Here is a 25,298-nt window from a genome sequence, read left to right on the forward strand (position 1 = left end):
TGGGCGCGCCGCCGTCGATCACGTGGCGCGACCGGTCTCCGAGTCCGTCCCGACCTGGATGGCGATGAGCTTCGTGGTCGAGGTCTCGCCGCCGACCATCTTGCCGCGCTTCGGGGCGGCACCAGCCTTCGGGCCCTTGCTGATGCGGCGCTCGACGATCGTCGCGACCCACGAGAGCAGGAGGCACATCGCGATGTAGACGACGGCGATGACGATCGCCGACTGGATGATCGGGCTGCCATAGGTGGCCTGCGTGCCGAGCAGCTTCGCGACGTAGAGGAGCTCCTGGTACGTGATGATCGAGCCGAGCGCCGTGTCCTTCAGGGTCACGACGAGCTGGGCGATGATCACGGGCAGCATCGCGCGGATCGCCTGCGGCATCAGGATGAGGCGCAGCACGCCCGTCTTGCGCAGGCCGATCGCGTAGCCCGCCTCCTTCTGCCCGTTGGGCAGCGACTCGACGCCGGCGCGGATGACCTCGGCGAGCACGGAGCCGTTGTAGGCGATGAGCGCGATGACGACGGCGAAGTACGGCTCCATGCGGATGCCGATCGTGGGCATGCCGTAGTAGAGCAGCATCATGAAGATCAGCACGGGGATCGCGCGCATGACCTCGACGACGACCGTGACGGGCACGCGGATGACCGCGTGGTCCGAGAGCTTGCCGACCGCGAGGATGAAGCCGAGGATCAGCGAGCCGATCGCGGCCGCGACGAACGCGGCGAGGGTCTGCACGAGGCCGTCGATGACGCGCTGCCACACGGTCGAGTACGTGAAGATGTACCACTTGTCGTACGAGAACTGGCCGGTGACGGCCATGCGCCAGAGGATGAAGCCGACGAAGGCGCCGACGATGGCGATCGTGACGACCGCGAGGATGCGGTTGCGCGCGATCGCGCGGGGGCCGGGGACGTCGTAGAGGACGGAGCTCATCGTGCGACCTTCCAACGACGCTCGAGTCGGTTCTGGATCCACGTGAGGACCAGGACCATCAGGACGAACAGCACGGCGACCCAGAGCATGACCCCGAGGGCGTTCTCGCCGCGCTCGGAGAGGTAGGCGCGCACGAGGCCGAGGTTCACGACCGAGAAGCCGGCGGCGACGGTCGTGTTCTTCAGCAGTGCGATGAGGACGTTCATCATCGGCGGGATGACGCTGCGACCGGCCTGCGGCAGCACGACGCTGCCCATGACCTGGCCGAACGTGAGGCCGAGGGCGCGCGCTGCCTCGGCCTGGCCGACGGGCACGGTGTTGATGCCGGCGCGGATCGTCTCGGCGACGTACGTCGCCGTGTAGATGCCGATCGCGAGGATGCCGAGCGTCAGGAAGTCGAGGCGCACGATGCGCAGCGCCGGGAAGGCGAGCGCGAAGGCGAAGAACACGAGCGTGAGGGGCGTGTTCCGAATGGTGTTGACGTAGAGGGCGCCGATGCCGCGTGCGATGGGCACGGGCGAGACGCGCATGGCCCCCACGATGAAGCCGAGGACGAGCGCAAGGGCACCACCACCTAGGAACAGCCAGATCGTCCCGAGGAGCGCCTCGCCCCACAGGTCGAGGTTGTCGGTGATGATGCCCATGCGTCGCCTCTCTCACGCGTGGGCGGGCAGCTCGCGCCCGCCCACGCTGCGATGGATCAGTAGCGGTCGACCTCGGGCTGCTCGACCTCGATGCCGGTCGCGCCCAGGTTGTTGTCGTAGATCGCGGTCCAGGTGTCGCCGCCGTCCTCGAAGAGGTCGTTGATCCACGTGCGGAGGGCGTCGTCGCCAAGCGGCAGGCCCACGCCGTAGCGCTCCTCCGTGAAGGGCTCGCCGACGACCTGGATCTCGTCCGAGTACAGCGCGGCGTAGCCGAGCAGGATGGCCTGGTCGGTCGTCACGGCGTCGACCGTGCCGTTGCGGAGGGCGTCGACGCACTGCGAGTACGTGTCGAACTCCTGGACGGGGACCTCGGGGTAGTTGTCGCGGATGTTCTGGATCGGCGTCGAGCCCGTCGCCGAGCAGACCGTCGTGTCGGCCGACAGGTCGGCCTCGCTCGCGATGTCCGAGTCGGCGCCGACGAGGATGCCCTGGCCGGTGATGAAGTACGGGCCGGCGAAGTCGATCTGCTGCTTGCGCGCGTCGGTGATCGAGTAGGTGCCCACGTAGATGTCGATGTCGCCGTTCACGAGCGCCTGCTCGCGGTTCGCCGACGGGATGGCCACGAACTCGATGTCCTCCTCGTCGAAGCCGAGCGAGGCTGCGATCCAGCGGGCGATGTCGACGTCGAAGCCGGTGCGCTCACCCGTGACGGCGTCGAGGTAGCCGAGACCGGGCTGGTCCTCCTTGACGCCGATCGTGATGACGCCGTCCTCCATCATGGCGTCGTACGTCGGCGAGCCGGTCAGGTCGACGTCGGTCGCGACCTCCCAGGGCGTCGACGAGCCCTCGGCGCCGGGCTCGGCGTCGGGGTCGGCGGTCGGGGCGCCGGAGTTGCAGGCGGTCAGCGCGAGCAACGCTGCGGCGCCGACGACGCCGATCTTCGAGAGGCTGGAGAGCTTCATGCTCTTCTCCTTCGTGTCGTGGTGCGGGGTCAGTGGGTGATGAGCTTCGAGAGGAAGTCCTTCGCACGATCCGTCTCCGGGTTCGTGAAGAACTCCTCGGGGGTGCGGTCCTCGAGCACCTCGCCGTCGGCCATGAAGACGACGCGGTCGGCCGCCTTGCGGGCGAAGCCCATCTCGTGGGTGACGACGACCATCGTCATGCCGTCCTTCGCGAGGCCGATCATGACGTCGAGGACCTCGTTGATCATCTCGGGGTCGAGCGCCGAGGTCGGCTCGTCGAAGAGCATGACCTTGGGCTTCATCGCGAGGGCGCGCGCGATCGCGACGCGCTGCTGCTGACCGCCCGAGAGCTGCGCGGGGTACTTCGCAGCCTGATGGGCGACGCCGACGCGGTCGAGCAGCGCCATCGCCTCCTCCTCGGCCTGCTTGCGCGAGATCTTGCGCACCTTGATCGGGCCGAGCGTGACGTTCTCGAGGATCGTCATGTGCGCGAAGAGGTTGAACGACTGGAAGACCATGCCGACGTCGGCGCGCAGCGTCGCGAGGGCCTTGCCCTCCTTGGGCAGCTCCTTGCCGTCGATCTTGATCGACCCCGACGTGATCGTCTCGAGGCGGTTGATCGTGCGGCACAGGGTCGACTTGCCCGAGCCCGACGGGCCGATGACGACGACGACCTGGCCCTTGTCGACCGTGAGGTTGATGTCCTTGAGCGCGTGGAAGTCGCCGTAGTGCTTCTCGACACGCTCGATCTCGACCAGAGGCTGCATGGGAACAGTCAAGCGCACGCCATGTGACGGCGATGTTTCGTCACGGCTATCGAGACCGAATGGTTATGGCGACGATCGAGGTACCTCGACCGTCGCCATCACCAGGGCCATCAGGCGTCGGCGCGCGCGATCGCCGACTGGTAGAGGCACACCGATGCTGCGGTCGCCAGGTTGAGCGACTCGGCGCGGCCGTAGATGGGCACGCGCACCGGCAGGTCGGCCAGCGCGAGCGTCGCGTCGTCGAGCCCGCGCGCCTCGTTGCCGAAGAGCCACGCCGTCGGGCGCGCGAGCCGCTCGCGCACCGACGGCGCCGTGAGCTCGTCCCCCGACACGTCGGCGGCGAGCACCTGCAGGCCCGCCTGGCGTGCGGCGAGCACGGCATCCTCGGTGCTCGCACCCACCGAGTGGCGGATGTGCAGGATCGATCCGGTCGTCGCGCGCACGACCTTCGGGTTGTACGGGTCGACGCTCGAGCGCGTGACCACGACCGCGTCCGCGCCCGCCGCGTCGGCGACGCGCAGGATCGTGCCGAGGTTGCCGGGATCCTGCACCTCGTGGAGGATCACGACGAGCGACGCCCCCTCGAGGGCGGCGTCGAGCGACGTCGGCTGCTGCCTGCACATCGCGACGACGCCCTGCGGGCGCACGGTGTCGCTCATCGCGGCGAGCGCCCGCTCCCCCACGAGCTCGAGCGCGTCGCCGAGGGCGGCGGCGAGGTCCGGATGGCGGTCGACGAACGGCTGGGTCGCGAACGCCTCGACCACGGCATCCGCCGCGATCGCCTCGCGCAGCGCGTTCGGGCCCTCCAACAGGAACAGCCCGGTCTCGGACCGGGCTGCTCGCTGCTGGAGTCTCGCTGCCGCACGCACTCGCTCGTGGCGCGGAGACTCGATCAAGAGGTGACTACTCGGCGCTCTTGGCGGCCGACGTGTCGGCGGGCAGTGCCGCCTTCGCCGTCTCGACGAGCGACGCGAACGTCGCGGGCTCGTTGACCGCGAGGTCGGCGAGGATGCGACGGTCGACCTCGACGCCGGCCAGGTTCAGACCCTGGATGAGGCGGTTGTAGGTGAGGCCGTTCTGACGCGATGCGGCGTTGATGCGCTGGATCCACAGGCGACGGAACTCGCCCTTCTTGGCGCGACGGTCGCGGTATGCGTAGACGAGGGAGTGGGTGACCTGCTCCTTCGCCTTGCGGTAGAGGCGCGACCGCTGACCGCGGTATCCCTCTGCGCGCTCGAGGATGACCCGACGCTTCTTGTGGGCGTTGACTGCCCGCTTGACACGTGCCATTGCTGTTCTCCTACGTTCCTACGCTCAGCGACCGAGCAGCTTCTTGATGACCTTGGCGTCCGCGGGCGCCAGGACCTTGTCCTTGTTGAGGCGGCGCGTCTGGACCGACGACTTCACCTCGAGGTTGTGGCGCATGCCGGCCTGCTGCTTGCGGATCTTGCCGCTGCCGGTGACCTTGAAGCGCTTCTTCGCACCGGAGTGCGTCTTCTGCTTGGGCATGGATGCTCCTACTTCGATGCGGGCTTGGCGGCAGGGGATGCCGGCTTGGCCGCGGGCTTGGCGGCAGCGGGTGCTGCCGGCTTGGCCGCGGGACCTGCGGGCTTCGCAGGAGACGCGGCGGGCTTCTTGGGCGCTGCCTTGTCGGCAGCGGGGGCGTCGGCAGCCGGCTTCGCCGGAGCTGCGGACGGGGCCGATGCGGGCTTCGCGCCGAGCATGCGGGCAGCAGCGGATGCGGCTGCGCCCGGACGGGCGGCGGGCACCTGCGGCGCGCTCGAGCTCGAGCCCGAGCCCTGACGCGGCGGACGCGAGTCGCCGCGCGGCTCGCGGGGCTCCCTCGAGTCGGAGCGCTCGCGGTCGTCGCGGTCGCGACGCGGCGGACGGTCGTCTCGGTCGCGGTCACGACCGCCACGCGACGGACGCTGCGAGGCCTGCTGGTTCGCCAGGCGAGCCGCACGCGTCTCGCGCACGGGCTCGACGACGCGCGCCGGGCGCGACGCCTCGATCTCGGCCTGGTGCGCAGCCTGCTCCTCGGCGGCGGCGCGACGCTTCTCCTGCTCGGCCTGACGCACCTGCTGGCGCGCGGCGTTCTGCTCGGCCTTCGCGTCGCTCTTCGAGCGCAGCGGACCCACGACCATCGTCATGTTGCGGCCGTCCTGCGTCGGACGGTTCTCGACGACGCCCCACTCGGCGATGTCCTCCGCGAAGCGCTGCAGCAGGCGCACGCCCATCTCGGGACGCGACTGCTCGCGACCGCGGAACAGGATCATGGCCTTGACCTTGTCGCCGTCCTGCAGGAAGCCCTCGGCGCGCTTGCGCTTCGTCTCGTAGTCGTGCTCGTCGATCTTCAGACGGAACCGGACCTCCTTGAGGACCGTGTTCGCCTGGTTGCGTCGGGCCTCCTTGGCCTTCTGCGCCTGCTCGTACTTGAACTTGCCGAAGTCCATGATCTTCGCGACGGGCGGGCGCGCCTCAGGGGCGACCTCGACGAGATCGAGGTCCGCCTCGCGGGCGAGACGCAGCGCGGCGTCGACGCTCACGATGCCCACCTGCTCCCCACCGGGGCCGACGAGTCGGACTTCGGGGACGCGGATGCGCTCGTTGGTACGGGGATCGCTGATGTGATGCTCCTGGTGCAGTCGAACTCGATGGCACGGACGAGGAGCCTTCGGAACGCGTGAACGTTCCGGCTCGGCACCCGCGGCCGTCACCGGCGGGGCGCCATGACCCGGTAGCCTGACATGCGGCTGCGGGTGGGAGAGACTCCACTTCCATGAGCCTGGGCGAGCCCAGACCAACCGCCAGCATAGCAGAGGCCCGCGATCGCGGGCCAGCAGTCTGAAGGGGACGATCGGTGCAGGACGACGACCTGACCCGCGACATCGCAGAGGTGCCCGCGGTCGAGCTCATCAACACGGTGGCCATCCACCTCCTGAGCGCGGCTGCGGTGAAGCTCGGGCTCGGCGACGGCCCCGATGCCGAGACCGAGGTCGACCTCGACGAGGCGCGCAAGCTCATCAACGCCCTCGCGGGACTCGTGACGGCCGCGGCACCCGAGGTGGGCAGCGTGCACGCGGCTCCCCTGCGCGACGGCCTGCGCTCGGTGCAGCTCGCGTTCCGCGAGGCGTCGACGATCCCCGACGCACCCGGCAAGGGTCCAGGCGAGAAGTTCACCGGCTCGGTCGTCTGAGCCACGGCCGCCTCGGCGGCCCGCACCGCCGTCAGCGCGCGCGGTAGACGGCGACGTGCTCGCCCGACGCGATCCGCGTGGGCTGCGTGAGCCAGACGACCTCGATCGCGACGTCGGTCACGGCGTCCTGCCACGATGCGCGGCGGGCGCCGATCGCGGCGACCGTGCGCTCGAACGCCGCCTGCACCGTCTGCCGGTCGACGCCGGGCGACGCGACAGCGCGCACCTCGAGCTCGCGGCCGGCGAGGCTCGCCGCCGGGTCCGCGTCGGCGAGCGCCACGGCCTCGATGCCGTCGACCCGCAGCAGCGGACCCACGATCTCGGCCTGCACGACCGGATGCTCGTGCGGCGGCATCCACGGATCCCCCGTGAGCAGCGCCACGAGCGCGCTGCGGCGCAGCACGACCTGCGTCGGCGAGCCCGGGTCGATCACGATGCGACCCGCATCCTCGAGCGCCGCAGCCGCGCACCGCTCGATCGACGCCGGCACCGGGCGGGCGTCGGGGCGCCACGCGCGCATGGCGTCGGCGCTCGACGTCATCGGCAGGATGGGCGCGCCATCCGGCCCCGCGACCGCCACGATCGACAGCTCCTGGCTCTTGTCGACCGTGCGACCGTCGACCGTCTCGGTGTCGCCGGCCTCGGCGACGAGCGGCACGAGCAGTCGAGACTCGCGCAGCGCCTCGACGACGCCGGCGACGCTCGCCGAGCCGTCGCGCACGGCCGCCGCGGCCGCGAGGAACGCGGGCGGCGCGCTGCCGTCGTCGTCGGCGTACGCCGTGTCGTGATGCTGGAACGTGCGGCCGACCCACGGCCGCCCGGCGGAGTCGCCCGTGCTCGTCACTTCCCGGCGACGTCGAGCGCCGCGGCGAGGGTGAAGTTGCCCGCGTAGAGCGCCTTGCCCACGATGGCGCCCTCGACGCCGATCGGCACGAGCTCGCGCAGCGCGGCGATGTCGTCGAGGCTCGAGACGCCGCCCGAGGCGACGATGGGCCGGTCGGTGCGCTCGGCGATCTGCTGCAGCAGCTCGACGTTCGGGCCGTTGAGCATGCCGTCCTTCGTGACGTCCGTCACGACGTAGCGGCTGCAGCCGGCCTCCTCGAGGCGGTCGAGCACCTCCCAGAGGTCACCCGAGTCCTGCGTCCAGCCGCGCGCCGCGAGCGTCGTGCCGCGCACGTCGAGCCCGACGGCGATCTGGTCGCCGTACTCGGCGATGACGTGCGCCGTCCACTCGGGGTTCTCGAGCGCCGCCGTGCCGAGGTTGATGCGCTTCGCACCCGTCTCGAGCGCCGCCTCGAGCGAGCGGTCGTCGCGGATGCCACCCGACAGCTCGATCTGCGCGTCGCCCTTCACGGCCTTGATGACCTTCTTGATCGCACCGCGGTTCTCGCCGCGACCGAAGGCGGCGTCGAGGTCGACGAGGTGGATCCACTCGGCGCCCTGGCGCGTCCAGTCGAGGGCGGCGTCGACGGGGCTGCCGAACGACTGCTCCGTGCCGGCCTTCCCCTGCGTGAGGCGCACGGCCTTGCCGCCCGCGACGTCGACGGCGGGGAGCAGCGTCAGGTGGGGTGCCTGGGAGAAGTCGGTCATGGCTCGCTTTCGTGTGTCGGTGCGACGATCGAGGATGCTACTCGCTGCGCAGCGTGCCGACCCAGTTCGTCAGCAGGCGGGCGCCCGCCTCCCCCGACTTCTCGGGGTGGAACTGCGTCGCGCAGAGGGGGCCGTTCTCGACGGCGGCGAGGAATCGCTCGCCGTGCTCGGCCCAGGTGGTGATGGGGCGCTGGATGCGCGGGTGGGGATCGATGAGCCACTCGGTCGCGGCGTAGGAGTGCACGAAGTAGAACCGCTCGTGCTCGACGCCGGCGAAGAGCCTCGACCCCTCGCCCGCCTCGACGGTGTTCCACCCCATGTGCGGCAGCACGTCGGCCTCGAGCCGGCGCACCGTGCCGGGCCACTCGGCGAGCGCCGCGGTCTCCTCCGCGCCCTCGAGGCCGCGCTCGAAGAGCACCTGCATGCCCACGCAGATGCCGAGCACCGGCCGACCGCCCGCAAGGCGGCGGCCGATGAGCTCGCCGCCGCGCACGGCGTCGATGCCCGCCATGCACGAGGCGATCGAGCCGACGCCGGGCACGACGAGGCCGTCGGCCTCCATGATCGTCGCGCGGTCGGCGGTGAGCGTCACCCGCGCACCTGCGGCCTCGAGGGCCTTGGCGGCGGAGTGCACGTTGCCCATGCCGTAGTCGAGCAGCGCGACGGTGGGGGTCAGAGCGCCCCCTTGGTGGAGGGGATGCCCGTGACGCGCGGGTCGGGCTCGACCGCGACGCGCAGCGCGCGGGCGAGCGCCTTGAACTCGGCCTCGGCGACGTGGTGGGGGTCGCGGCCGCCGAGCACCTCGACGTGCATCGTGATGCGGGCGTTGAAGGCGATGGCCTCGAGCACGTGGCGCACGAGCGAACCGGTGAAGTGGCCGCCGATGCGGTGCAGCTCGAAGCCGGCGGGCTCGCCGGAGTGCACGAGGAACGGGCGGCCGGACAGGTCGACGACGGCGCGCGCGAGCGCCTCGTCGAGCGGCACGGTCGCGTCGCCGTAGCGGCGGATGCCGGCCTTGTCGCCGAGGGCCTCGCCGAGCGCGAGGCCGAAGGCGATCGCGGTGTCCTCGACCGTGTGGTGCGCGTCGATGTCGGTGTCGCCCGTCGCCACGACCTTGAGGTCGATGAGCGAGTGCTTCGACAGCGCCGTGAGCATGTGGTCGTAGAACGGCACGGTCGTCGAGATCTCGCTCGCGCCGGTGCCGTCGAGGTCCAGCTCGAGCTCGATGGATGACTCGCTCGTCGTGCGAACGATGCGTGCAGTGCGCATGGTCTCGATCCTACGGTCGTGCGGAGGGCGCGAAGCGCGCCACGGAGGCCAGGAACGCGTCGGTCTCGGCGGGCGTGCCCGCCGTGACGCGCAGCGTGTGCGGGATGCCGACGTCGCGGATGAGCACGCCGTCGGCGAGCATCCCGTCGAACGCGGCGTGCGGGTCGGCGAGCCCGCCGAACAGCACGAAGTTCGCATCCGACGCGTACGGCTCGAAGCCCATCGCGGCGAGCTCGGCGACGATGCGGTCGCGCTGCACGCGCAGCTCGTCGACGCGGGCGAGCATCGTCGGGGCGTGACGCAGCGCCGCGAGGGCAGCCGCCTGCGTCAGCGCCGACAGGTGGTACGGCAGGCGCACGAGGCGCAGCGCGTCGACGACCGCCGGGTCGGCGGCCAGGTAGCCCACGCGCACGCCCGCGTACGCGAACGCCTTGCTCATCGTGCGGGACACGATGAGGCGCTCGAAGCGCGGCAGCAGCGCGAGCGCGGTCTGCGCGCGGTCGTGCGCGAACTCCGCGTAGGCCTCGTCGACGAGCACCATGCCGCGCGCGGCCTCGCACGCCGCCTCGATGACGTCGAGCGACAGCGCCGTGCCCGTGGGGTTGTTGGGCGCGCAGAGGAACACGATGTCGGGGTCGTGCCGCTCGATCGCGGCGACGACCGTCGCGGCGTCGAGCGTGAAGTCGTCGGCGCGCGGCTCGGCGACGTACGTCGCGCCCACGCCCTGCGCCAGCAGCGGGTACATCGAGTAGGTCGGCGCGAACGACAGCAGCGAGCGGCCGGGGCCGCCGAACGCCTGCAGCACGTGCTGCAGCACCTCGTTCGAGCCGTTCGCCGCCCAGATGGACTCGGCCGTCAGGCCGTGGCCCAGGTAGCCGGCGAACGCCTCGCGCAGCTCGGTGAACTCCCGGTCCGGGTAGCGATGCACGCCTGCGATCGCCTCGCGCACCGACGCCACGACGTCGGCGATCACGACGTCGGCGATGGGGAACGCGTTCTCGTTGACGTTGAGCCGCACGGGCACGTCGAGCTGCGGCGCCCCGTAGGGCACGCGGCCGACGAGGTCGTCGCGGAGCGGGAGGTCGTCGAGCGATGCCACCCGACCAGCCTAGGCGCGGGCACGTGCCGCGACGGACAGGCGGCAAGCGCCGCAGCGCGCTGCCCGAACGCGACGGCGCCCCATCCCCTGCACGGGATGGGGCGCCGAGATCGCGGCCTGCGGTGCGCTGCTAGCGCGTGTACTCAGCCGGGATCGCCAGCTGCTGACCGGGCTGGATCGCGCCGCCGATGTCGTTGAGGCTCTGGATGTCGGCGATGACCTCGCGCGGGTCGGCGTCGGGGGCGACGGCCGAGGCGATCGACCACAGCGTCTCGCCCGGCTGCACGACGATCGACTCGTGCACGACGGTCGAGGCCTCGAGGCCTGCCGTGGCCGTGGTGGCCTGCAGCGCACCGAGCGCCGCGAGCACCAGCACGGGTGCGGCGACGACGATGGCGAGCGCGCGGCGACCACGCGCGGTGATGCGCAGCTGGGGGGCCTGGATGGCGATCGCGGTCATGGTGTGCTCCTCGTCTGGATCGGATCGCGGGTGCGGCGCTCGGCCGGGAGCGCTGCACCCGCGTTCCATGATTCGAACGTACCTTCGGATCATCCGTTCGTCAAGACTCGGATTCCGCCGGATTCCTGGGCGACACGCTCGAACATCCGTACCCTTTCGAACATTCCGTCGGATACGCTTTCGAACGAGGCACAGGCTGTTCTCGAACGAGGACGAGTCAATCGGCGACCACCGACACGGTCGCGCGGAGAGGACGACGGACCATGGCACAGCGGCAGCTCACCGAGAAGCAGGAGGCGATCCTGCGCTGCATCCAGCAGTCCGTCAAGCAGCGCGGCTACCCGCCGAGCTACCGCGAGATCGGCGACGCCGTGGGCCTCTCGTCGCTCTCGAGCGTCACGCACCAGCTCGGCCAGCTCGAGCTCGCGGGCGCCATCCGCCGCGACCCCGCTCGTCCCCGCGCCATCGAGGTGCTCGTCGAGTCCGACGACTCCGCCGACGGCGCCGGTGCCGACGCCACGGCGTTCGTGCCGCTCGTCGGCCGCATCGCGGCCGGCGTGCCCATCACGGCAGAGCAGCAGGTCGAGGAGGTCTTCCCCCTCCCCCGCTCGCTCGTCGGAGGCGGCGACGACCTCTTCATGCTCAAGGTCGTCGGCGAGTCGATGATCGACGCCGCGATCTGCGACGGCGACTGGGTCGTCGTCAAGCAGCAGCAGACCGCCGAGAACGGCGACATCGTCGCGGCGATGCTCGACGAGGAGGCCACCGTCAAGGTCTTCCGCCAGCGCGACGGCCACACGTGGCTGCTCCCCCGCAACTCCGCCTTCGAGCCCATCCTCGGCGACGACGCCGTCGTGCTGGGTCGCGTCGTCGCGGTGCTGCGGTCCGTCTGACCTCGCGCACGCGACGGAGGCCGGCTGGGGATCCCCAGCCGGCCTCTCGTCGTGCATGCGCCTGCGCTCAGACGGTCGCGCCGATCCGCTCGCGCGCCCGCTCCGCCGCGGCGACGAGGCGCTCGAGCGACGCCTCCGTCTCGGCGTAGCCGCGGGTCTTGAGCCCGCAGTCGGGGTTGACCCACAGCCGCCCCGCGGGGATGCCCGCCGTGGCCGTCGCGAGCAGCTCGTCGAGCTCGTCGGCGCCGGGCACGCGCGGCGAGTGGATGTCCCACACGCCGGGCCCGATGCCGCGCGGGTAGCCGTGGCCGGCGATGTCGTCGACGATCTCCATGCGGCTGCGCGCGGCCTCGATGCTCGTGACGTCGGCGTCGAGCCCGTCGATCGCGTCGATGATCGAGCCGAACTCCGAGTAGCAGAGGTGCGTGTGCACCTGCGTGCCCGGCGCCGCCCCTCCCGTGGCGATGCGGAAGGCGCGCACCGACCAGTCGAGGTAGTCGGCGCGGCGGTGCTCCTCGAGCGGCAGCAGCTCGCGCAGCGCCGGCTCGTCGACCTGCACGATGCGCGTGCCCGCCGCCTCGAGGTCGGTCACCTCGTCGCGCAGCGCGAACGCGACCTGCGCGGCGGTGTCGGCGAGCGGCTGGTCGTCGCGCACGAACGACCAGGCGAGGATCGTGACGGGGCCCGTGAGCATGCCCTTGACCGGCTTGGCCGTGAGCGACTGCGCGTAGGCGGTCCACGGCACCGTGATGGGCGCGGGGCGCGCGACGTCGCCCCAGAGGATCGAGGGGCGGGTGCAGCGCGAGCCGTACGACTGCACCCAGCCGTGCGCCGTCGCCGCGAAGCCGTCGAGCGACTCGGCGAAGTACTGCACCATGTCGTTGCGCTCGGGCTCGCCGTGCACGAGCACGTCGAGGCCCAGGCGCTCCTGCAGCGCGACGACGTCGCGGATCTCGGCCTCCATCGCGGCGCGGTAGCCGGCGTCGTCGAGCTCGCCCCTCGCGTGGGCGGCGCGGGCGCGGCGGATGTCGCCCGTCTGCGGGAAGGATCCGATCGTCGTCGTGGGCAGCGCGGGCAGCACGATGTCGGCCTGCGCCGCGACGCGCTCGTCGTAGGCGACGCGCTCGGCGTCGCCCGCCGACGCGGCGGCGACGCGATCGCGCACCACGCCGTCGGCGACGCCGGGGGCGACGCGGCGGGCGGCGAGCGCATCCCGAGCCCGGCCGAGCGCCGCCGACTCGTCGGCACCCGAGAGCGCCGAGGCGAGCGTCACGACCTCGGCGACCTTCTGGTCGGCGAACGCGAGCCATGAGCGCAGCTCGTCCGAGAGCGTCGTCTCGCGGTCGACGTCGTGCGGCACGTGGAGCAGCGACGTCGACGTGCCGACCACGACGTGCGCGTCGATGCCGCGCAGCGTCTCGAGTGCGGCGTCGAGGTCGGTGCGCCACACGTTGCGGCCACCGACGACGCCCGCGACGACCGTGCCGCCGATCGCGGGCACCGAGCCGCGCACGAGGTCCACGGCCACGGCGTCGGCGAGCGGCGCGAGCGCCTCGACGCGGCCCGAGGCGTCGCCGTTCGGCACGGCGAGCAGGATGCGCACCCCCGTGCCGCGCACGGCCTCGAGCCCCGCGCGCACGGCGGCCTCGACCTCGGCGCGCGAGACGTGGCCCCAGTCGCCGACGAGCGCGGGCTCGTCGATCTGCAGCCAGGGCGCGCCGGCCTCGGCGAGCGCCTCCGCGAGGGCGCGGTAGGCGGGCACGAGGCGGTCGACGAGCTCGATGGGGCGCACGCCGCCGCCCGTCGCGAGCGTCAGCAGCGTCGCGGGTCCGACGATCGAGGGGCGCGTGACGACGCCGGCGTCGCGCACGGCGGCGAAGCGCTCGACGATGCGGCGGTCCTGCAGCGCGAACGTCGACGCGGCGTCGAGCTCGGGCACGAGGTAGTGGTAGTTCGAGTCGAGCCACTTCGTCATCTCGAGCGGCGGCACGTCGCCCTCGCCGCGTGCGAGCAGCCACTCGTGCGCGAGCGACACGGGGCCGGCGGGCACGACGTCGCGCAGGCGCGGCGGCACGGCGCCGAGGGTGATGGCGGCGTCGAGCACGTGGTCGTAGTGCGCCCACTCGCCGGGCACGGCGGCGTCGCCGACGAGGCCGAGGTCGACGAGGCGGCGCGCGTCGGCGACGCGGATCTCGTGCGCGCGCTCGTGGAACGCGGCATCGTCGATCGCGCCGCGCCAATGCTGCTCGAGCGCGCGCTTGAGGTCGCGGTCGCGGCCGATGCGGGGGTAGCCGAGGATCGTGGCTGCGGGAAGGGTCATGCGGATGCTCCAGCGATCGAGCCGACGCCGCGCAGCACCTCGAGCGCGGCGCGATGGCGGTTGAAGGTGTACAGGTGGACGCTCGGTGCGAGGTGTCGCAGCTCGTCGACGAGCGCGACGGTCGCATCGATGCCGATGCGCTCGGCGTCCTCCGGCGAGGCGCCGTCGAGCGCCGCGAGCAGGGCGGCCGGCGGCCGCTCGTTCGCGAGCTCGGCCGCGCGCACGAGGCGGCGCGCGGAGTCGGGGATGATGATGCCCGGCACGATCGGGATCGTGATGCCGCGCGAGCGCGCGAGGTCGACGAACCGCTCGTAGTCGTACGGGTCGAAGAACAGCTGCGTGATCGCCAACGTCGCGCCCGCCGCCTGCTTGGCGAGCAGCGCATCCACGTCGTGGCGCGCCGAGCCCGCACCCGAGCCGGGGTGGCCGTTGGGGAAGGCCGCGACGGCCACCTCGACCGCGCGCGGCCGCTCGGCGACGACGCTGCGGCCCTCGCGACCGATCTCGCGGTACGGTGCGCGCTCGGCCTCGACGCGCTGGATGAGCTGCACGAGCTCGCTCGCCGAGCCGAGGTCGCCGAGCGGCGCCCCGTCGACGGGCGGGTCGCCGCGGAGCGCGAGGAAGCGCGTGATGCCCGCGTCGAGGAAGTCGCGCACGAGCACGCTCGCCTCGCGCACCGTGAGGCCGACGCACGTGAGGTGCGCCATGGGGCGGGCGTCGGCGGCGAGCAGCTGGCGCAGCACCGCGAGGGAGCCGTCGCGCGTCGAGCCGCTGGCGCCGTACGTCACCGAGACGAACGACGGGCCTGCGGCGACGAGGCGCGCGAGCGAGTCGTCGAGCGTGTCCGTCGCCGACGCGTCGCGCGGCGGGAACAGCTCGAAGGAGAACGGGAGACAGTGCGACATCGCAGGCGAACGTAGCGACGCCCGCCCCTCGAGCAGAAGGGGCGGGCGTCGCGGGGCGTCGCACGACGACGCGGGGCGTCACACGACGACGCGGAACTCCTCGAGCCCGTCCACGGCATCCTCGGTCACGAGCACGTCGACGCGCGTGCCGGTCGCCTCGTACGTCTCGCGCTCGACCGTGAAGCGGTCGTGCAGTCGCGAGACGACGTCGCCGCGGTCGAACGGCACGAGCAGCGCCATCGCGACCGTGGGCCGCGGCAGCAGCTCGGCGATGCGCTCGCGCAGCTCGTCGACGCCCATGCCCGTACGCGCCGACACGAACACCGCCGTCGGCACGAGGCCGCGCAGCACGAGCAGGTCGTCGTCGGAGACGAGGTCGGCCTTGTTGAACGCGACGATCTCGGGGATGTCGCGCGCACCGGTCTCGCCGATGACCTCCCGCACGGTCGCGAGCTGCGCGGCGGGGTCGGGGTGGCTCGCGTCGACGACGTGCACGATGACGTCGGACTCGCCGACCTCCTCGAGCGTCGAGCGGAACGCCTCGACGAGCTGGTGCGGCAGGTTGCGCACGAAGCCGACGGTGTCGGCGAGCGTGTAGAGGCGTCCGTCGGGCGTCTCGGTGCGGCGCACCGTCGCATCCAGCGTCGCGAACAGGGCGTTCTCGACGAGCACGCCCGCGTTCGTGAGGCGGTTGAGCAGGCTCGACTTGCCGGCGTTCGTGTAGCCGGCGATCGCGACCGACGGCACCTCGAAGCGGTCGCGGTTGGCGCGCTTCGCCTGACGCGCGGGCGCGAAGCCCTTGATCTGCGTGCGCAGCCTCGCCATGCGATTGCGGATGCGCCGACGGTCGAGCTCGATCTTCGTCTCACCGGGTCCGCGCGAGCCCATGCCGGCGCCCTGGCCGCCGACCTGTCCACCGGCCTGGCGCGACATCGACTCGCCCCAGCCGCGCAGGCGCGGCAGCAGGTACTCGAGCTGCGCGAGCTCGACCTGCGCCTTGCCCTCGCGGCTCTTCGCGTGCTGGCTGAAGATGTCGAGGATGACGGCGGTGCGGTCGATGACCTTGACCTTCACGACGTCCTCGAGCGCACGCCGCTGGCTCGGTGCGAGCTCGGTGTCGGCGATGACGGTGTCGGCGCCGGTCTCCTTGACGAGCTCGGCGAGCTCCTGCGCCTTGCCGCGGCCGACGTACGTCGCCGGGTCGGGCGTCGGGCGCCGCTGCAGCACGCCGTCGAGCACGAGCGCGCCGGCGGTCTCCGCGAGGGCCGCGAGCTCGCGCATCGAGTTCTCGGCGTCGACGACCCCGCCGGCGTGCACGCCCACGAGCACGACGTTCTCGAGGCGCAGCTGGCGGTACTCGACCTCGGTGACGTCCTCGAGCTCCGTGCGCAGGCCGCCGACGCGGCGCAGCGCCGCGCGATCGGCGCGATCGAGCTGCTCGCCGTCGAAGTCGCCGTCGGTCGCATCGGCGCCGAGCGCCTGGGCCGACTGGTCGAGCAGCCGCTCGTCGCCCGGATCCGCCCACTCGAGGATGCGGTCCACGCGCGAGGTGCCGTCCGCCATGCTCTTCCCTCCACTACGGTCGGTGCGTGACCGACCACTACTTCTCCGCCGCCTCCGGCGACGCTCCCACGCGCGAGGTGCGCGCGACGCTCGCCGGCCACGAGCGCTCGCTGCTCACGGCGCCCGGGGTGTTCTCGGGCGACGGCCTCGACGTCGGCACGAGCGTGCTGCTCGACGAGACCCCGGAGCCGCCGCGGACCGGCGACCTGCTCGACCTCGGCACCGGCTGGGGCCCGGTCGCCCTGTCGCTCGCGCTCCGCGCACCGGAGGCGCGGGTGTGGGCGGTGGATGTGAATCCGAGGGCGGTGGACCTCGTCCGGCGCAACGCCGAGCGTGTCAGCGTAGCAAACGTGACGGCGGCGCTGCCGGGCGAGATGCCCGATGTTCGCTTCCAGGGGATCTGGTCGAACCCGCCCATCCGCATCGGCAAGCAGCAGCTGCACGCGCTGCTGCTCGAGTGGCTGCCGCGGCTCGTGGTCGGCGGCGAGGCGTGGCTCGTCGTGCAGAAGCACCTCGGCTCCGACTCGCTGCTGCGCTGGCTCGACGAGCAGGATGGGCTCGCGGCCGAGCGCTGGACGTCGAAGAAGACGTTCCGCATCCTGCGCGTGGAGCGCGTCGAGGGCTGAGCCCCCGCGCCCTCAGAGGATCGCGGTCTCGCCGCGGTAGACGATCTCGGCGGGGCCCGTGAGCCACGCGTGCTCGCCGTCGGCCTGCTGGTCGACGTCGACGTGCACGACCCCGCCCGGCACCTCGACGCGCCAGCGGTTCGGCGCGCCGCCCGCCCAGTGCCGCGTCGCGAACGCCGCCGCGACCGCGCCGGTGCCGCACGAGAGCGTCTCGCCCGAGCCGCGCTCGTGCACGCGCATGCGGATGCGGCCCTCGTCGCCCGCGATGCCCTGCGGCACGACGAGCTCGACGTTGACGCCGCCGGGCGTCGCGGGCTCGAGCTCGGGCGCCGTGTGCAGGTCGAGCGCCGCGAGCTCGGCGTCGTCGGCGATCGCGACGACGACGTGCGGGTTGCCGACGTCGACGCGCTGGCCGGGGCGCGCGACGGGCAGACCCGCGGCGCGCACGAGCGGCTCGCCGTCCTCGAGGCGCACGGCACCGAGGTCGGCCGAGAATCCGCCGTCGACGGCGCGCACGTGCTTGATGCCCGCGCGCGTGCCGACCTGCAGATCCGTCACGTCGGCGAGGCCCTCCTGCTCGAGCAGGCGGGCGAAGACGCGGATGCCGTTGCCGCACATCTCGGCGACGCTGCCGTCGGCGTTGCGGTAGTCCATGAACCACTCGGCGCCGCCGCCGAGCGCGCGCTCGTGCTCGGGCATCGCCTCGGTGCGCGTCGCGACGATGAGGCCGTCGCCGCCGATGCCGAAGCGGCGGTCGCACAGCGCCACCACCTGCTCGGGCGTCGGCGAGAGCTCGCCTGCCGGGTCGACGAGCAGCACGAAGTCGTTGCCCGTGCCCTGTCCCTTCGCGAACGCCACCACGACGACGAGCCTACGGGCTCTGCAGCAGCCGCTCGGCGATGCCCTCGGCGCCGACGGGGCCGTCGACGTCGAGCGCCGGGTAGCGCTGGAACCACGACACCTGCCTGCGCGCGTACCGCCGCGTGAGGTGCTGCGTGCGCGCGATGGCCTCGGCCTCGTCGATCGTGCCGTGCAGCTGGTCGAGCGCCTGCCGGTAGCCGATCGCCGCCCGCGCCGTCGTGCCGCGCTCGAGGCCGGCGTCGACGAGCGTGCGCACCTCGTCGAGCATGCCCTGCGCCCACATCCGCTCCACGCGGGCGTCGAGGGCCTCGACGAGCGCAGAGCGCTCGCGGCGCACGTGCACGATCGTCGTGCCGGGCAGCACGTCGGGCAGGCCCACGGGGAACGGCTCCCCCGTCGAGGTCACGACCTCGAGCGCGCGCACGAGCCTGCGGCCGTTGTGCGGGCCGATCGCCTCGGCGGCGCGCGCGTCGACCGCCGCGAGCCGCGCGTGCATCGCCGCGGCGCCGTCGCGCTCGAGGTCGCCCTCGAGCTGCTGGCGCAGCGCGACGTCGGTGCCGGGGAAGTCGAGCGGCCCCAGCACGCTCGACGCGTACAGCCCGCTGCCGCCCACGAGGATCGGCACGGCGCCGCGCGCCTCGATCGCCGCGACCACCTCGCGCGCCCGCGGCTGGTACCAGGCGACGCTCGCCTCGGCCGTGACGTCGAGCGCGTCCATGAGGTGGTGCGGCACGCCCTGCCGCTCGTCGAGCGACAGCTTCGCCGTGCCCACGTCCATGCCGCGGTACAGCTGCATCGCATCCGCGTTCACGACCTCGGCGGCACGACCGCGCTCGGCGAGCGCCGCGGCGACGTCGAGCGCGAGCTGCGACTTGCCGGTGCCCGTCGCTCCGACGACCGCGAGCATCAGACGCGCAACGTGGGCATGCCGAGGCTCACGGGCACGGGCCCGACGGGCTGTGCGCCCAGCGGCGTGCCTGCGCGCACGGGCACGCCGCACGAGTCGGCCTGCGCGAGATCCCACGCGTCGCCCCCGCGCGTGCGGCGCACGGCGACGGGGCCGGCGTCGGCCTCGAGGAAGAACGGTGCGGCGCGCGTGATCTCGACCGTCGCGACGTCGCCGGGGCGCAGCGCGTGATCGCCGGGCACGAGGTGCACGAGGCGGTTGTCGGGCGCTCGACCGGAGATGCGGTGCGTCTCGGCATCCTTGCGGCCCTCGCCCGCGGCGACGAGCACGTCGACGACGCGGCCGACCTGTCGCTGGTTCTCCTCGGCGCTGATGTGGTCCTGCAGCGCCGTGAGACGCTCGTAGCGCTCCTGCACGACGGCCTTCGGCACCTGGTCGGGCATGGTCGCGGCCGGCGTGCCCGGGCGGATCGAGTACTGGAACGTGAACGCCGACGCGAAGCGCGACTGCTCGACGACGCGCAGCGTGTCCTCGAAGTCCTCGTCGGTCTCGCCGGGGAAGCCGACGATGATGTCGGTCGTGATCGCCGCGTCGGGGATGCGGTCGCGCACGCGGTCGAGGATGCCGAGGAACCGCGCCGACCGGTACGAGCGACGCATGGCCTTCAGGATGCGGTCGGAGCCCGACTGCAGCGGCATGTGCAGCTGCGGCATGACGGCCTCGGTCTCGGCCATCGCGTCGATGACGTCGTCGGTGAAGGCGGCGGGGTGCGGGCTCGTGAAGCGGATGCGCTCGAGGCCGTCGATCTCGCCGGCAGCGCGCAGCAGCTTGCCGAACGCGAGCCGATCGCCGAACTCGACGCCGTACGAGTTCACGTTCTGGCCCAGCAGCGTGACCTCCACGACGCCCTCGGCAGCGAGCGCCTCGAGCTCGGCGAGGATCTCGCCGGGCCTGCGGTCGCGCTCCTTGCCGCGCAGCGACGGCACGATGCAGAACGTGCACGTGTTGTTGCAGCCGACCGAGATCGACACCCAGCCCGAGTACGTCGACTCGCGCTTCGTGGGCAGCGTCGACGGGAACGTCTCGAGCGACTCGAGGATCTCGATCTGCGCCTCGTCGTTGTGGCGCGCGCGATCGAGCAGGGTCGGCAGCGAGCCGAGGTTGTGGGTGCCGAACACGACGTCGACCCACGGCGCCTTGTCGAGGATCGTGCCGCGATCCTTCTGCGCCAGGCAGCCGCCGACGGCGATCTGGAAGCCGTCGCGCTCGCGCTTCGTCTTCGCGAGCTGGCCGAGCGTGCCGTAGAGGCGCGTGTCGGCGTTCTCGCGCACGGCGCACGTGTTGATGACGATGAGGTCTGCCTCGGCGCCGTCGGCCTCGGCGTAGCCGGCGTCGAGCAGCGAGCCGCGCAGGCGCTCGGAGTCGTGCACGTTCATCTGACAGCCGAAGGTGCGCACCTCGAACGTCCTGGTCATGCCCTCCAGGGTACGACGAAGGGGGACGGCACCCGTGCCGTCCCCCTCGTGGTCTCGCAGTCGGTCAGCCCTGCGTGAAGGTCGCCGTGTAGCCCGACGCGCCGTTGCCGTCGACGCCCGTCAGCGAGAGCGAGCCGCCGCCCGAGTAGGCGCCCGTGAGGTCGATGCGGTCGATGTCCTCGATCTGCGACAGCGTGATCTCGAGCGTGCCGCCCGCGACCGACCACGTGTCGCTCGGGGAGTCGAACGGCACGTTCGTGAGGTCGTTCCACTGCGTGATGTAGAGGGTGCCGTCGGCCTCGAACGTGAAGACGAGGTCGATGCCCGCGTCGACGCCCGAGACGCTGCCGGTCCACTGCGTGTCGACGAGCGCGTCGCCCGCGTCGGTCGCAGGTGCCGACGTCGCCGGCGCCGTCGTGCCGGGGTCGGTCGTGGTGGGCTGCGTCGTGGTGGGAGCCTGCGGGATGGAGGGCAGCTGGATGCAGCCGGCGAGCGTGAGGATCGCCGCTGCGCCGAGTGCTGCGACGCCTGCGATGCGAGGGAGCTTCATGCCTCGAGCGTACGCTTGCGCTCCCCTCGGCTCCTGCATGCCGCGTGGATGTCACCTGACCGCACGCGACATGCCACGAGGGCGACGGGGCTCTCGCCCGCCGCCCTCGTGGGGATGGATCTGGAAGGGGGTCAGCCCTGCGTGATGCTGAGCGTCTGGCCGGCGGCCGTGCCCGAGCCCGTGAGGCTCATCGAGCCGGTGGCGGCGGGGCCGGTGTAGACGAGGTTGCCCTCGTTCGTCGTGATCGTGAGCGTCACGTCGGAGCCCGACACGACCCACGTGTCCTCGGGGACGTCGAAGCCGCCCTGGTCGTTCCACTCCGAGAAGTCGATCGAGCCGTCGGCGTTGAGCGTGAAGGACATGGTGTTGCCGCCGTCGCCGCCGCTCCAGCTCGTGCCGGCGAGCTCGGTCGACGCGCCGTCGCCGCTGCCGCCGTCGGCGGGGGTCGTGGTGCCCGGGGACGTGGGGGCGCCGGGCAGCTGGAAGCAGCCGGTCATCGTGAGCACAGCTGCCGCAGCGATCGCGGGCAGCGCAAGGAGGCGCGAGGTCTTCATGGGGTCACCATAGCCCTCGACACGGGGGCCGTCGGTGAACGTGCGCTGAATCTGCGCTCAGCATGCCCCGGACTCGCCGAGGCGCTCGCGCGCCTGCTCGATCGCGCGCCTGCAGATGCCCGACGAGAAGCCTCGACGAGCGAGCATGCCGGCGACGCGGCGCTCGGCGACCTCGTCGATCGGTCCGCGGCGCAGTCGCTGCTCGGCGAGCGCGAGGGCGCGCTCGAGCTCGTCGTCGTCGGAGGGCGGCGCAGCGCGATGCTCCTGGTCGATGCCGCGACGCGCGAGCTCCTGCTCGACGACGCGGGCGCCCGCCTTGCGGCGACTGCGCACGCGCTCGGCGACGGACTCCGCGAGGGCACGATCGTCGATCGCACCCTCCTGCTCGAGACGCTCGAGCGCGGCGTCGCGATCCTCGGGCTCGACGCCGTGCTCGTCGAGGCGCTTCGCGACCTCGGCACGGCTCAGCGCACGACGACCGAGCGCGCGTCGCGCGACGTCGAGCGCCTCGTCCGAGGCGCGCGCCTTCGCGGCGCGCACCTCGGCGAGGTCGACGACCCTCATGCGCCCATGCGCTCCGCGCGACGCTCGTCGAGCGACTCGACGGGCGCAGCGCCAGCCTTGCCGACGCCGAGCTTCGTGAGGATCTTCGTCTCGATCTCGGCGGCGATGTCAGGGTTGGTGCGCAGGAACTCGCGCGCCTTCTCCTTGCCCTGACCCAGCTGGTCGCCGTCGTACGTGTACCAGGCGCCCGACTTCTTCACGATGCCGTGGTCGACGCCGAAGTCGATGAGGCTGCCCTCGCGCGAGATGCCGACGCCGTAGAGGATGTCGAACTCCGCCTGCTTGAAGGGCGGCGCCATCTTGTTCTTCACGACCTTGACGCGCGTGCGGTTGCCGACCGCGTCGGTGCCGTCCTTGAGCGTCTCGATGCGACGGATGTCGAGGCGCACCGAGGCGTAGAACTTGAGCGCCTTGCCGCCGGCGGTCGTCTCGGGGCTGCCGAAGAACACGCCGATCTTCTCGCGCAGCTGGTTGATGAAGATCATCGTCGTCTGCGTCTGGTTCAGGCCACCCGTGAGCTTGCGGAGCGCCTGCGACATGAGGCGGGCCTGCAGGCCGACGTGGCTGTCGCCCATCTCGCCCTCGATCTCGGCGCGCGGCACGAGCGCCGCGACGGAGTCGATGACGACGAGGTCGATCGAGCCCGAGCGCACGAGCATGTCGGCGATCTCGAGCGCCTGCTCGCCCGTGTCGGGCTGCGAGACGAGGAGCGCGTCGATGTCGACGCCGAGCTTCTTCGCGTACTCGGGGTCGAGCGCGTGCTCGGCGTCGATGAACGCCGCGATGCCGCCGTTGCGCTGCGCGTTGGCGATGGCGTGGAGCGTGAGCGTGGTCTTGCCCGAGGACTCGGGGCCGTAGATCTCGATGATGCGGCCACGCGGGAGTCCGCCGATGCCGAGCGCGACGTCGAGGGCGATCGAGCCCGTCTGGATCACCTCGACGGGTGCGCGCTCGTCGCTGCCGAGGCGCATGACCGTGCCCTTGCCGAACTGCTTGTCGATCTGGGCGAGCGCCGCCTCCAGCGACTTCTCGCGATCTGCTTGCGTAGGCATCCTTGAACCCTTTCGTCGTGTCCGCTCGCCCACAGGCAGCCGATGCTCGGCCGGGCGCAGCCACCGGGGTGACCGGCGGCGTTCCTTGACCCGGATCACGCTAGGTGGGACCGCCGACACGAGGTCGACCGGGGCTCCACCTGTGCAGAGCGCCGGGCTGTGGAACGCTGCGGGATCAGCGTACGACGGGTTCGAACGAATCTTCGAACGCGGAGGCGGCGTGTCGCGCCGAGCGGAGTGCGCGCGTCAGCGCAGCGGCGCGCGGCGACCGGCGCCGTGCCTGCGCGACGCGGGCACCTCCTGCGCCTCGCACAGCGCGAGCCACACGTCGCGCGGCGCGACGCCGTCGGCGAGCGCCTGCTGGCCCGTGCGGCCGTCGAGGCCGGGCAGCACCTGGTCGGCGAGCAGCACGGCGCCGAGCCGACCGAACTCGTCGTCGACCGCTCGCTGGAGCTCGCTCGTGCGCATGGTCCCTCACGATAGGCGAAGAGGGGCCGCGTCTGCGGCCCCTCCTCGAAGGTCTGGTCTGGTCGACGCGCGCGTCAGCCGGCGAACGACGACAGCTCGCGGACGAGCTCGTCGGGCACGGCATCCGGGATGCGCTGCAGCGCGGGGTCGAGCGCGGGCACCTCGATGCCCTCCATCACGGCGAGACGGTCACCCACCTCTCGCAGGATGCTCGACAGCGGCACCTCGAGCGCCTCTGCGACGGCGGCGAGGATCTCGCTCGACGCCTCCTTCTGGCCTCGCTCCACCTCGGAGAGGTAGCCGAGCGCGACCGAAGCACGCGACGCGACCTGGCGCAGCGTGCGCCCCTGCTGCAGGCGAACGTCGCGCAGCACGTCGCCCAGCTCCTGTCTCAGCAACACCATGGGATCCCCCTTCACCCTCGGCGGACGACCAGCCTACCGCTGTCGCCCCGCCAAGATCTGACAACGTCAGTGTCACATCTCGTATTCCGGTTCGGACCCCGACCCGCCTATGGATGGGCTGTGATCGTGGGCGGATGCGCGGCGAGCTCCGCGACGAGCGCGTCGAGCGCCGCCGCGACGGTCGCGGCACGGATCGCGGCGCGGTCGCCCGCGAGGTCGAGGCGGATCGAGCGGGCGCCCGCGGCGGTCGCGACGCCGACGTGCACCTCCCCCACCGCGTGCCCGTCCTGCGGCTCGGGACCTGCGACGCCCGTCGTCGCGACGCCGACCGTCGCGGGGCCGGCGACGTCGGCGAGCAGGCGAGCACCCGCTGCCATCTGCGCCGCGACGTCGCCGTCGACGGCGCCGCGCTGCGCGAGCAGCTCGGCGTCGACGCCCAGCACCGCCGCCTTCATGGCCGTGTCGTACGCGACGACGCCGAGGCGCAGCACGGCGGAGGCGCCCGGCACGTCGACGATGGCGCTCGCGAGCGCGCCGCCCGTGAGCGACTCGGCGACCGCGATCGTCGCACCCGCCTCGCGAGCGAGGCGCACGACGTCGGCGGCCGTCATCGGCGGCGCGGCCGCACGTGCCAGAGGTACTCGAGCCCCGAGACGATCGTGAGGATGACGGCGATCGTCATCGTGACGACGTGCACGATGCCAGCCGCGCCCTCGCCGAGCCACAGCGAGAGCGGCAGCAGCGCCGCCGACAGCGCGATGGCCTGCGCCCACGTCTTCGCCTTGCCTGGCCACGTCGCCGGGATGACGACGTCGCTCGCGATCGCGAGCCGGTGCACCGTGATGCCGATCTCGCGCACGAGCACGAGGATCGTGATCCACCACGGCAGCTCGCCGAGGATCGACAGCACGACGAAGCCCGAGCCCGTGATCGCCTTGTCGGCGATGGGGTCGAAGAGCTTGCCGAAGTCGGTGACGAGGTTGCGGCTGCGCGCGATGTGCCCGTCGACGAAGTCGGTCGCGATGAGCACGATGAAGAGCACGGCCGCGACGGTGCGCACCGCGACGTCGTCGGCGCCGAGGAGCGCGAGCCACACGAAGACGGGCGTGAGCACGACGCGCACGACCGAGATGAGGTTCGGCACGCTCGCGACCGACGCCGGCGTCTCGCCGCGAGCCCACACGCGTCCGCGCCAGGGGCTCAGGATGCTCATGCGTCCAGGCTACCTCCGCGCGG

31 protein-coding genes are annotated in these 25,298 nt (G+C 72.3%); 3 read left to right on the forward strand and 28 right to left on the reverse strand.

Annotated features, from left to right (window positions below; all coding sequences use genetic code 11):
- Positions 1-18 precede the first annotated feature (18 nt).
- The 8 genes from BLQ67_RS02135 to infC all read right to left on the reverse strand — a co-directional run bounded on the left by BLQ67_RS02135 (position 19) and on the right by infC (position 6,023).
- Positions 19-933: an amino acid ABC transporter permease gene (locus tag BLQ67_RS02135; RefSeq protein WP_092502011.1), complete on the reverse strand. Its 915-nt coding sequence runs from the start codon at positions 931-933 to the stop codon at positions 19-21.
- On the reverse strand, positions 930-1,577 hold the full coding sequence (locus tag BLQ67_RS02140) for an amino acid ABC transporter permease (protein WP_092502013.1): 648 nt from the start codon (positions 1,575-1,577) through the stop codon (positions 930-932). The genes BLQ67_RS02135 and BLQ67_RS02140 overlap by 4 nt, the downstream gene beginning before the upstream one ends.
- A gap of 56 nt (positions 1,578-1,633) precedes the next feature.
- Positions 1,634-2,539 (reverse strand): glutamate ABC transporter substrate-binding protein, encoded by a 906-nt coding sequence (locus BLQ67_RS02145; RefSeq protein ID WP_092502015.1) that lies wholly within the window; start codon positions 2,537-2,539, stop codon positions 1,634-1,636.
- Positions 2,540-2,568: 29 nt separating this feature from the next.
- Positions 2,569-3,306 (reverse strand): amino acid ABC transporter ATP-binding protein, encoded by a 738-nt coding sequence (locus BLQ67_RS02150; protein WP_092502017.1) that lies wholly within the window; start codon positions 3,304-3,306, stop codon positions 2,569-2,571.
- A 110-nt stretch (positions 3,307-3,416) separates the two neighbouring features.
- A complete protein-coding gene (locus tag BLQ67_RS02155) occupies positions 3,417-4,202 on the reverse strand; it encodes a TrmH family RNA methyltransferase (RefSeq protein ID WP_092502019.1) in 786 nt (261 codons plus the stop codon).
- A 7-nt stretch (positions 4,203-4,209) separates the two neighbouring features.
- Positions 4,210-4,596, reverse strand: a complete 387-nt coding sequence (gene rplT / locus BLQ67_RS02160; RefSeq protein ID WP_092502021.1) for a 50S ribosomal protein L20 — start codon at positions 4,594-4,596, stop codon at positions 4,210-4,212.
- A gap of 24 nt (positions 4,597-4,620) precedes the next feature.
- On the reverse strand, positions 4,621-4,815 hold the full coding sequence (gene rpmI, locus BLQ67_RS02165) for a 50S ribosomal protein L35 (protein ID WP_092502023.1): 195 nt from the start codon (positions 4,813-4,815) through the stop codon (positions 4,621-4,623).
- A gap of 8 nt (positions 4,816-4,823) precedes the next feature.
- Positions 4,824-6,023, reverse strand: a complete 1,200-nt coding sequence (gene infC / locus BLQ67_RS02170) for a translation initiation factor IF-3 (protein ID WP_407922478.1) — start codon at positions 6,021-6,023, stop codon at positions 4,824-4,826.
- A gap of 143 nt (positions 6,024-6,166) precedes the next feature.
- Here infC and BLQ67_RS02175 point away from each other — a divergent pair, with 143 nt between their 5' ends.
- On the forward strand, positions 6,167-6,502 hold the full coding sequence (locus tag BLQ67_RS02175; protein WP_092502025.1) for a DUF1844 domain-containing protein: 336 nt from the start codon (positions 6,167-6,169) through the stop codon (positions 6,500-6,502).
- 31 nt (positions 6,503-6,533) lie between these two features.
- On the opposite strand, the gene BLQ67_RS02180 is transcribed toward BLQ67_RS02175, so the two are convergent.
- From BLQ67_RS02180 to BLQ67_RS02205, 6 genes are all read right to left on the reverse strand, one after another.
- Positions 6,534-7,346 (reverse strand): SseB family protein, encoded by an 813-nt coding sequence (locus BLQ67_RS02180; protein WP_092502027.1) that lies wholly within the window; start codon positions 7,344-7,346, stop codon positions 6,534-6,536.
- Positions 7,343-8,092 carry a bifunctional 1-(5-phosphoribosyl)-5-((5-phosphoribosylamino)methylideneamino)imidazole-4-carboxamide isomerase/phosphoribosylanthranilate isomerase PriA gene (gene priA, locus BLQ67_RS02185; protein WP_092502029.1) on the reverse strand — a complete coding sequence of 250 codons (750 nt, stop codon included), beginning with the start codon at positions 8,090-8,092 and terminating at the stop codon, positions 7,343-7,345. Before priA ends, BLQ67_RS02180 begins: the two co-directional genes overlap by 4 nt.
- A 37-nt stretch (positions 8,093-8,129) precedes the next feature.
- The gene (hisH, locus tag BLQ67_RS02190) at positions 8,130-8,768 is read right to left on the reverse strand and encodes an imidazole glycerol phosphate synthase subunit HisH (protein ID WP_092502031.1); all 639 of its coding nucleotides are present in this window, start codon (positions 8,766-8,768) and stop codon (positions 8,130-8,132) included.
- Complete coding sequence (hisB, locus tag BLQ67_RS02195) at positions 8,765-9,370, reverse strand: imidazoleglycerol-phosphate dehydratase HisB (RefSeq protein ID WP_092506735.1); 606 nt, start codon at positions 9,368-9,370, stop codon at positions 8,765-8,767. The genes hisH and hisB overlap by 4 nt, the downstream gene beginning before the upstream one ends.
- 1 nt (position 9,371) lies before the next feature.
- Complete coding sequence (locus BLQ67_RS02200) at positions 9,372-10,460, reverse strand: histidinol-phosphate transaminase (RefSeq protein WP_092502034.1); 1,089 nt, start codon at positions 10,458-10,460, stop codon at positions 9,372-9,374.
- A 130-nt stretch (positions 10,461-10,590) separates the two neighbouring features.
- Complete coding sequence (locus BLQ67_RS02205) at positions 10,591-10,920, reverse strand: LysM peptidoglycan-binding domain-containing protein (protein ID WP_092502036.1); 330 nt, start codon at positions 10,918-10,920, stop codon at positions 10,591-10,593.
- A 263-nt stretch (positions 10,921-11,183) separates the two neighbouring features.
- On the opposite strand from BLQ67_RS02205, the gene lexA reads away from it, so the two are divergent.
- Positions 11,184-11,813, forward strand: coding sequence for a transcriptional repressor LexA (lexA, locus tag BLQ67_RS02210; RefSeq protein WP_092502038.1), 630 nt, complete (start codon positions 11,184-11,186; stop codon positions 11,811-11,813).
- 67 nt (positions 11,814-11,880) lie between these two features.
- On the opposite strand, the gene metE is transcribed toward lexA, so the two are convergent.
- From metE to hflX, 3 genes are all read right to left on the reverse strand, one after another.
- Positions 11,881-14,133: a 5-methyltetrahydropteroyltriglutamate--homocysteine S-methyltransferase gene (metE, locus tag BLQ67_RS02215; protein ID WP_092502040.1), complete on the reverse strand. Its 2,253-nt coding sequence runs from the start codon at positions 14,131-14,133 to the stop codon at positions 11,881-11,883.
- Positions 14,130-15,038: a methylenetetrahydrofolate reductase gene (locus BLQ67_RS02220; protein ID WP_092502041.1), complete on the reverse strand. Its 909-nt coding sequence runs from the start codon at positions 15,036-15,038 to the stop codon at positions 14,130-14,132. Before BLQ67_RS02220 ends, metE begins: the two co-directional genes overlap by 4 nt.
- Positions 15,039-15,116: 78 nt before the next feature.
- Complete coding sequence (gene hflX, locus BLQ67_RS02225; protein WP_092502043.1) at positions 15,117-16,601, reverse strand: GTPase HflX; 1,485 nt, start codon at positions 16,599-16,601, stop codon at positions 15,117-15,119.
- A gap of 26 nt (positions 16,602-16,627) precedes the next feature.
- Between hflX and BLQ67_RS02230 the strand changes: the two genes are divergently transcribed.
- A complete protein-coding gene (locus BLQ67_RS02230; RefSeq protein ID WP_092502044.1) occupies positions 16,628-17,227 on the forward strand; it encodes a class I SAM-dependent methyltransferase in 600 nt (199 codons plus the stop codon).
- Positions 17,228-17,239: 12 nt separating this feature from the next.
- Here BLQ67_RS02230 and dapF read toward each other — a convergent pair whose 3' ends face one another.
- From dapF to pgsA, 11 genes are all read right to left on the reverse strand, one after another.
- A complete protein-coding gene (gene dapF, locus BLQ67_RS02235; protein WP_092502046.1) occupies positions 17,240-18,088 on the reverse strand; it encodes a diaminopimelate epimerase in 849 nt (282 codons plus the stop codon).
- Between the two features lie 10 nt (positions 18,089-18,098).
- A complete protein-coding gene (gene miaA / locus BLQ67_RS02240; protein WP_092502048.1) occupies positions 18,099-18,995 on the reverse strand; it encodes a tRNA (adenosine(37)-N6)-dimethylallyltransferase MiaA in 897 nt (298 codons plus the stop codon).
- Positions 18,995-20,470, reverse strand: a complete 1,476-nt coding sequence (miaB, locus tag BLQ67_RS02245; protein ID WP_092502050.1) for a tRNA (N6-isopentenyl adenosine(37)-C2)-methylthiotransferase MiaB — start codon at positions 20,468-20,470, stop codon at positions 18,995-18,997. The genes miaA and miaB overlap by 1 nt, the downstream gene beginning before the upstream one ends.
- A gap of 64 nt (positions 20,471-20,534) precedes the next feature.
- Positions 20,535-21,020 (reverse strand): hypothetical protein, encoded by a 486-nt coding sequence (locus BLQ67_RS02250; protein ID WP_092502052.1) that lies wholly within the window; start codon positions 21,018-21,020, stop codon positions 20,535-20,537.
- A gap of 131 nt (positions 21,021-21,151) precedes the next feature.
- Positions 21,152-21,574 carry a hypothetical protein gene (locus tag BLQ67_RS02255; RefSeq protein WP_092502054.1) on the reverse strand — a complete coding sequence of 141 codons (423 nt, stop codon included), beginning with the start codon at positions 21,572-21,574 and terminating at the stop codon, positions 21,152-21,154.
- A 57-nt stretch (positions 21,575-21,631) separates the two neighbouring features.
- Positions 21,632-22,138: a regulatory protein RecX gene (locus BLQ67_RS02260; RefSeq protein ID WP_092502056.1), complete on the reverse strand. Its 507-nt coding sequence runs from the start codon at positions 22,136-22,138 to the stop codon at positions 21,632-21,634.
- The gene (gene recA / locus BLQ67_RS02265) at positions 22,135-23,190 is read right to left on the reverse strand and encodes a recombinase RecA (protein ID WP_092502058.1); all 1,056 of its coding nucleotides are present in this window, start codon (positions 23,188-23,190) and stop codon (positions 22,135-22,137) included. Before recA ends, BLQ67_RS02260 begins: the two co-directional genes overlap by 4 nt.
- A gap of 246 nt (positions 23,191-23,436) precedes the next feature.
- Positions 23,437-23,658, reverse strand: coding sequence for a DUF3046 domain-containing protein (locus tag BLQ67_RS02270; protein ID WP_092502060.1), 222 nt, complete (start codon positions 23,656-23,658; stop codon positions 23,437-23,439).
- A gap of 74 nt (positions 23,659-23,732) precedes the next feature.
- Entirely contained in the window at positions 23,733-24,062 is a 330-nt protein-coding gene (locus BLQ67_RS02275) for a helix-turn-helix domain-containing protein (RefSeq protein ID WP_092502062.1), read from the reverse strand.
- A 107-nt stretch (positions 24,063-24,169) separates the two neighbouring features.
- Positions 24,170-24,673 (reverse strand): CinA family protein, encoded by a 504-nt coding sequence (locus BLQ67_RS02280; RefSeq protein WP_092502064.1) that lies wholly within the window; start codon positions 24,671-24,673, stop codon positions 24,170-24,172.
- A complete protein-coding gene (gene pgsA / locus BLQ67_RS02285) occupies positions 24,670-25,275 on the reverse strand; it encodes a CDP-diacylglycerol--glycerol-3-phosphate 3-phosphatidyltransferase (protein WP_092502066.1) in 606 nt (201 codons plus the stop codon). The genes BLQ67_RS02280 and pgsA overlap by 4 nt, the downstream gene beginning before the upstream one ends.
- Positions 25,276-25,298: the final 23 nt, after the last annotated feature.

Origin of the sequence: Agrococcus jejuensis (assembly GCF_900099705.1) — a bacterium.
Lineage (GTDB): Bacteria > Actinomycetota > Actinomycetes > Actinomycetales > Microbacteriaceae > Agrococcus > Agrococcus jejuensis.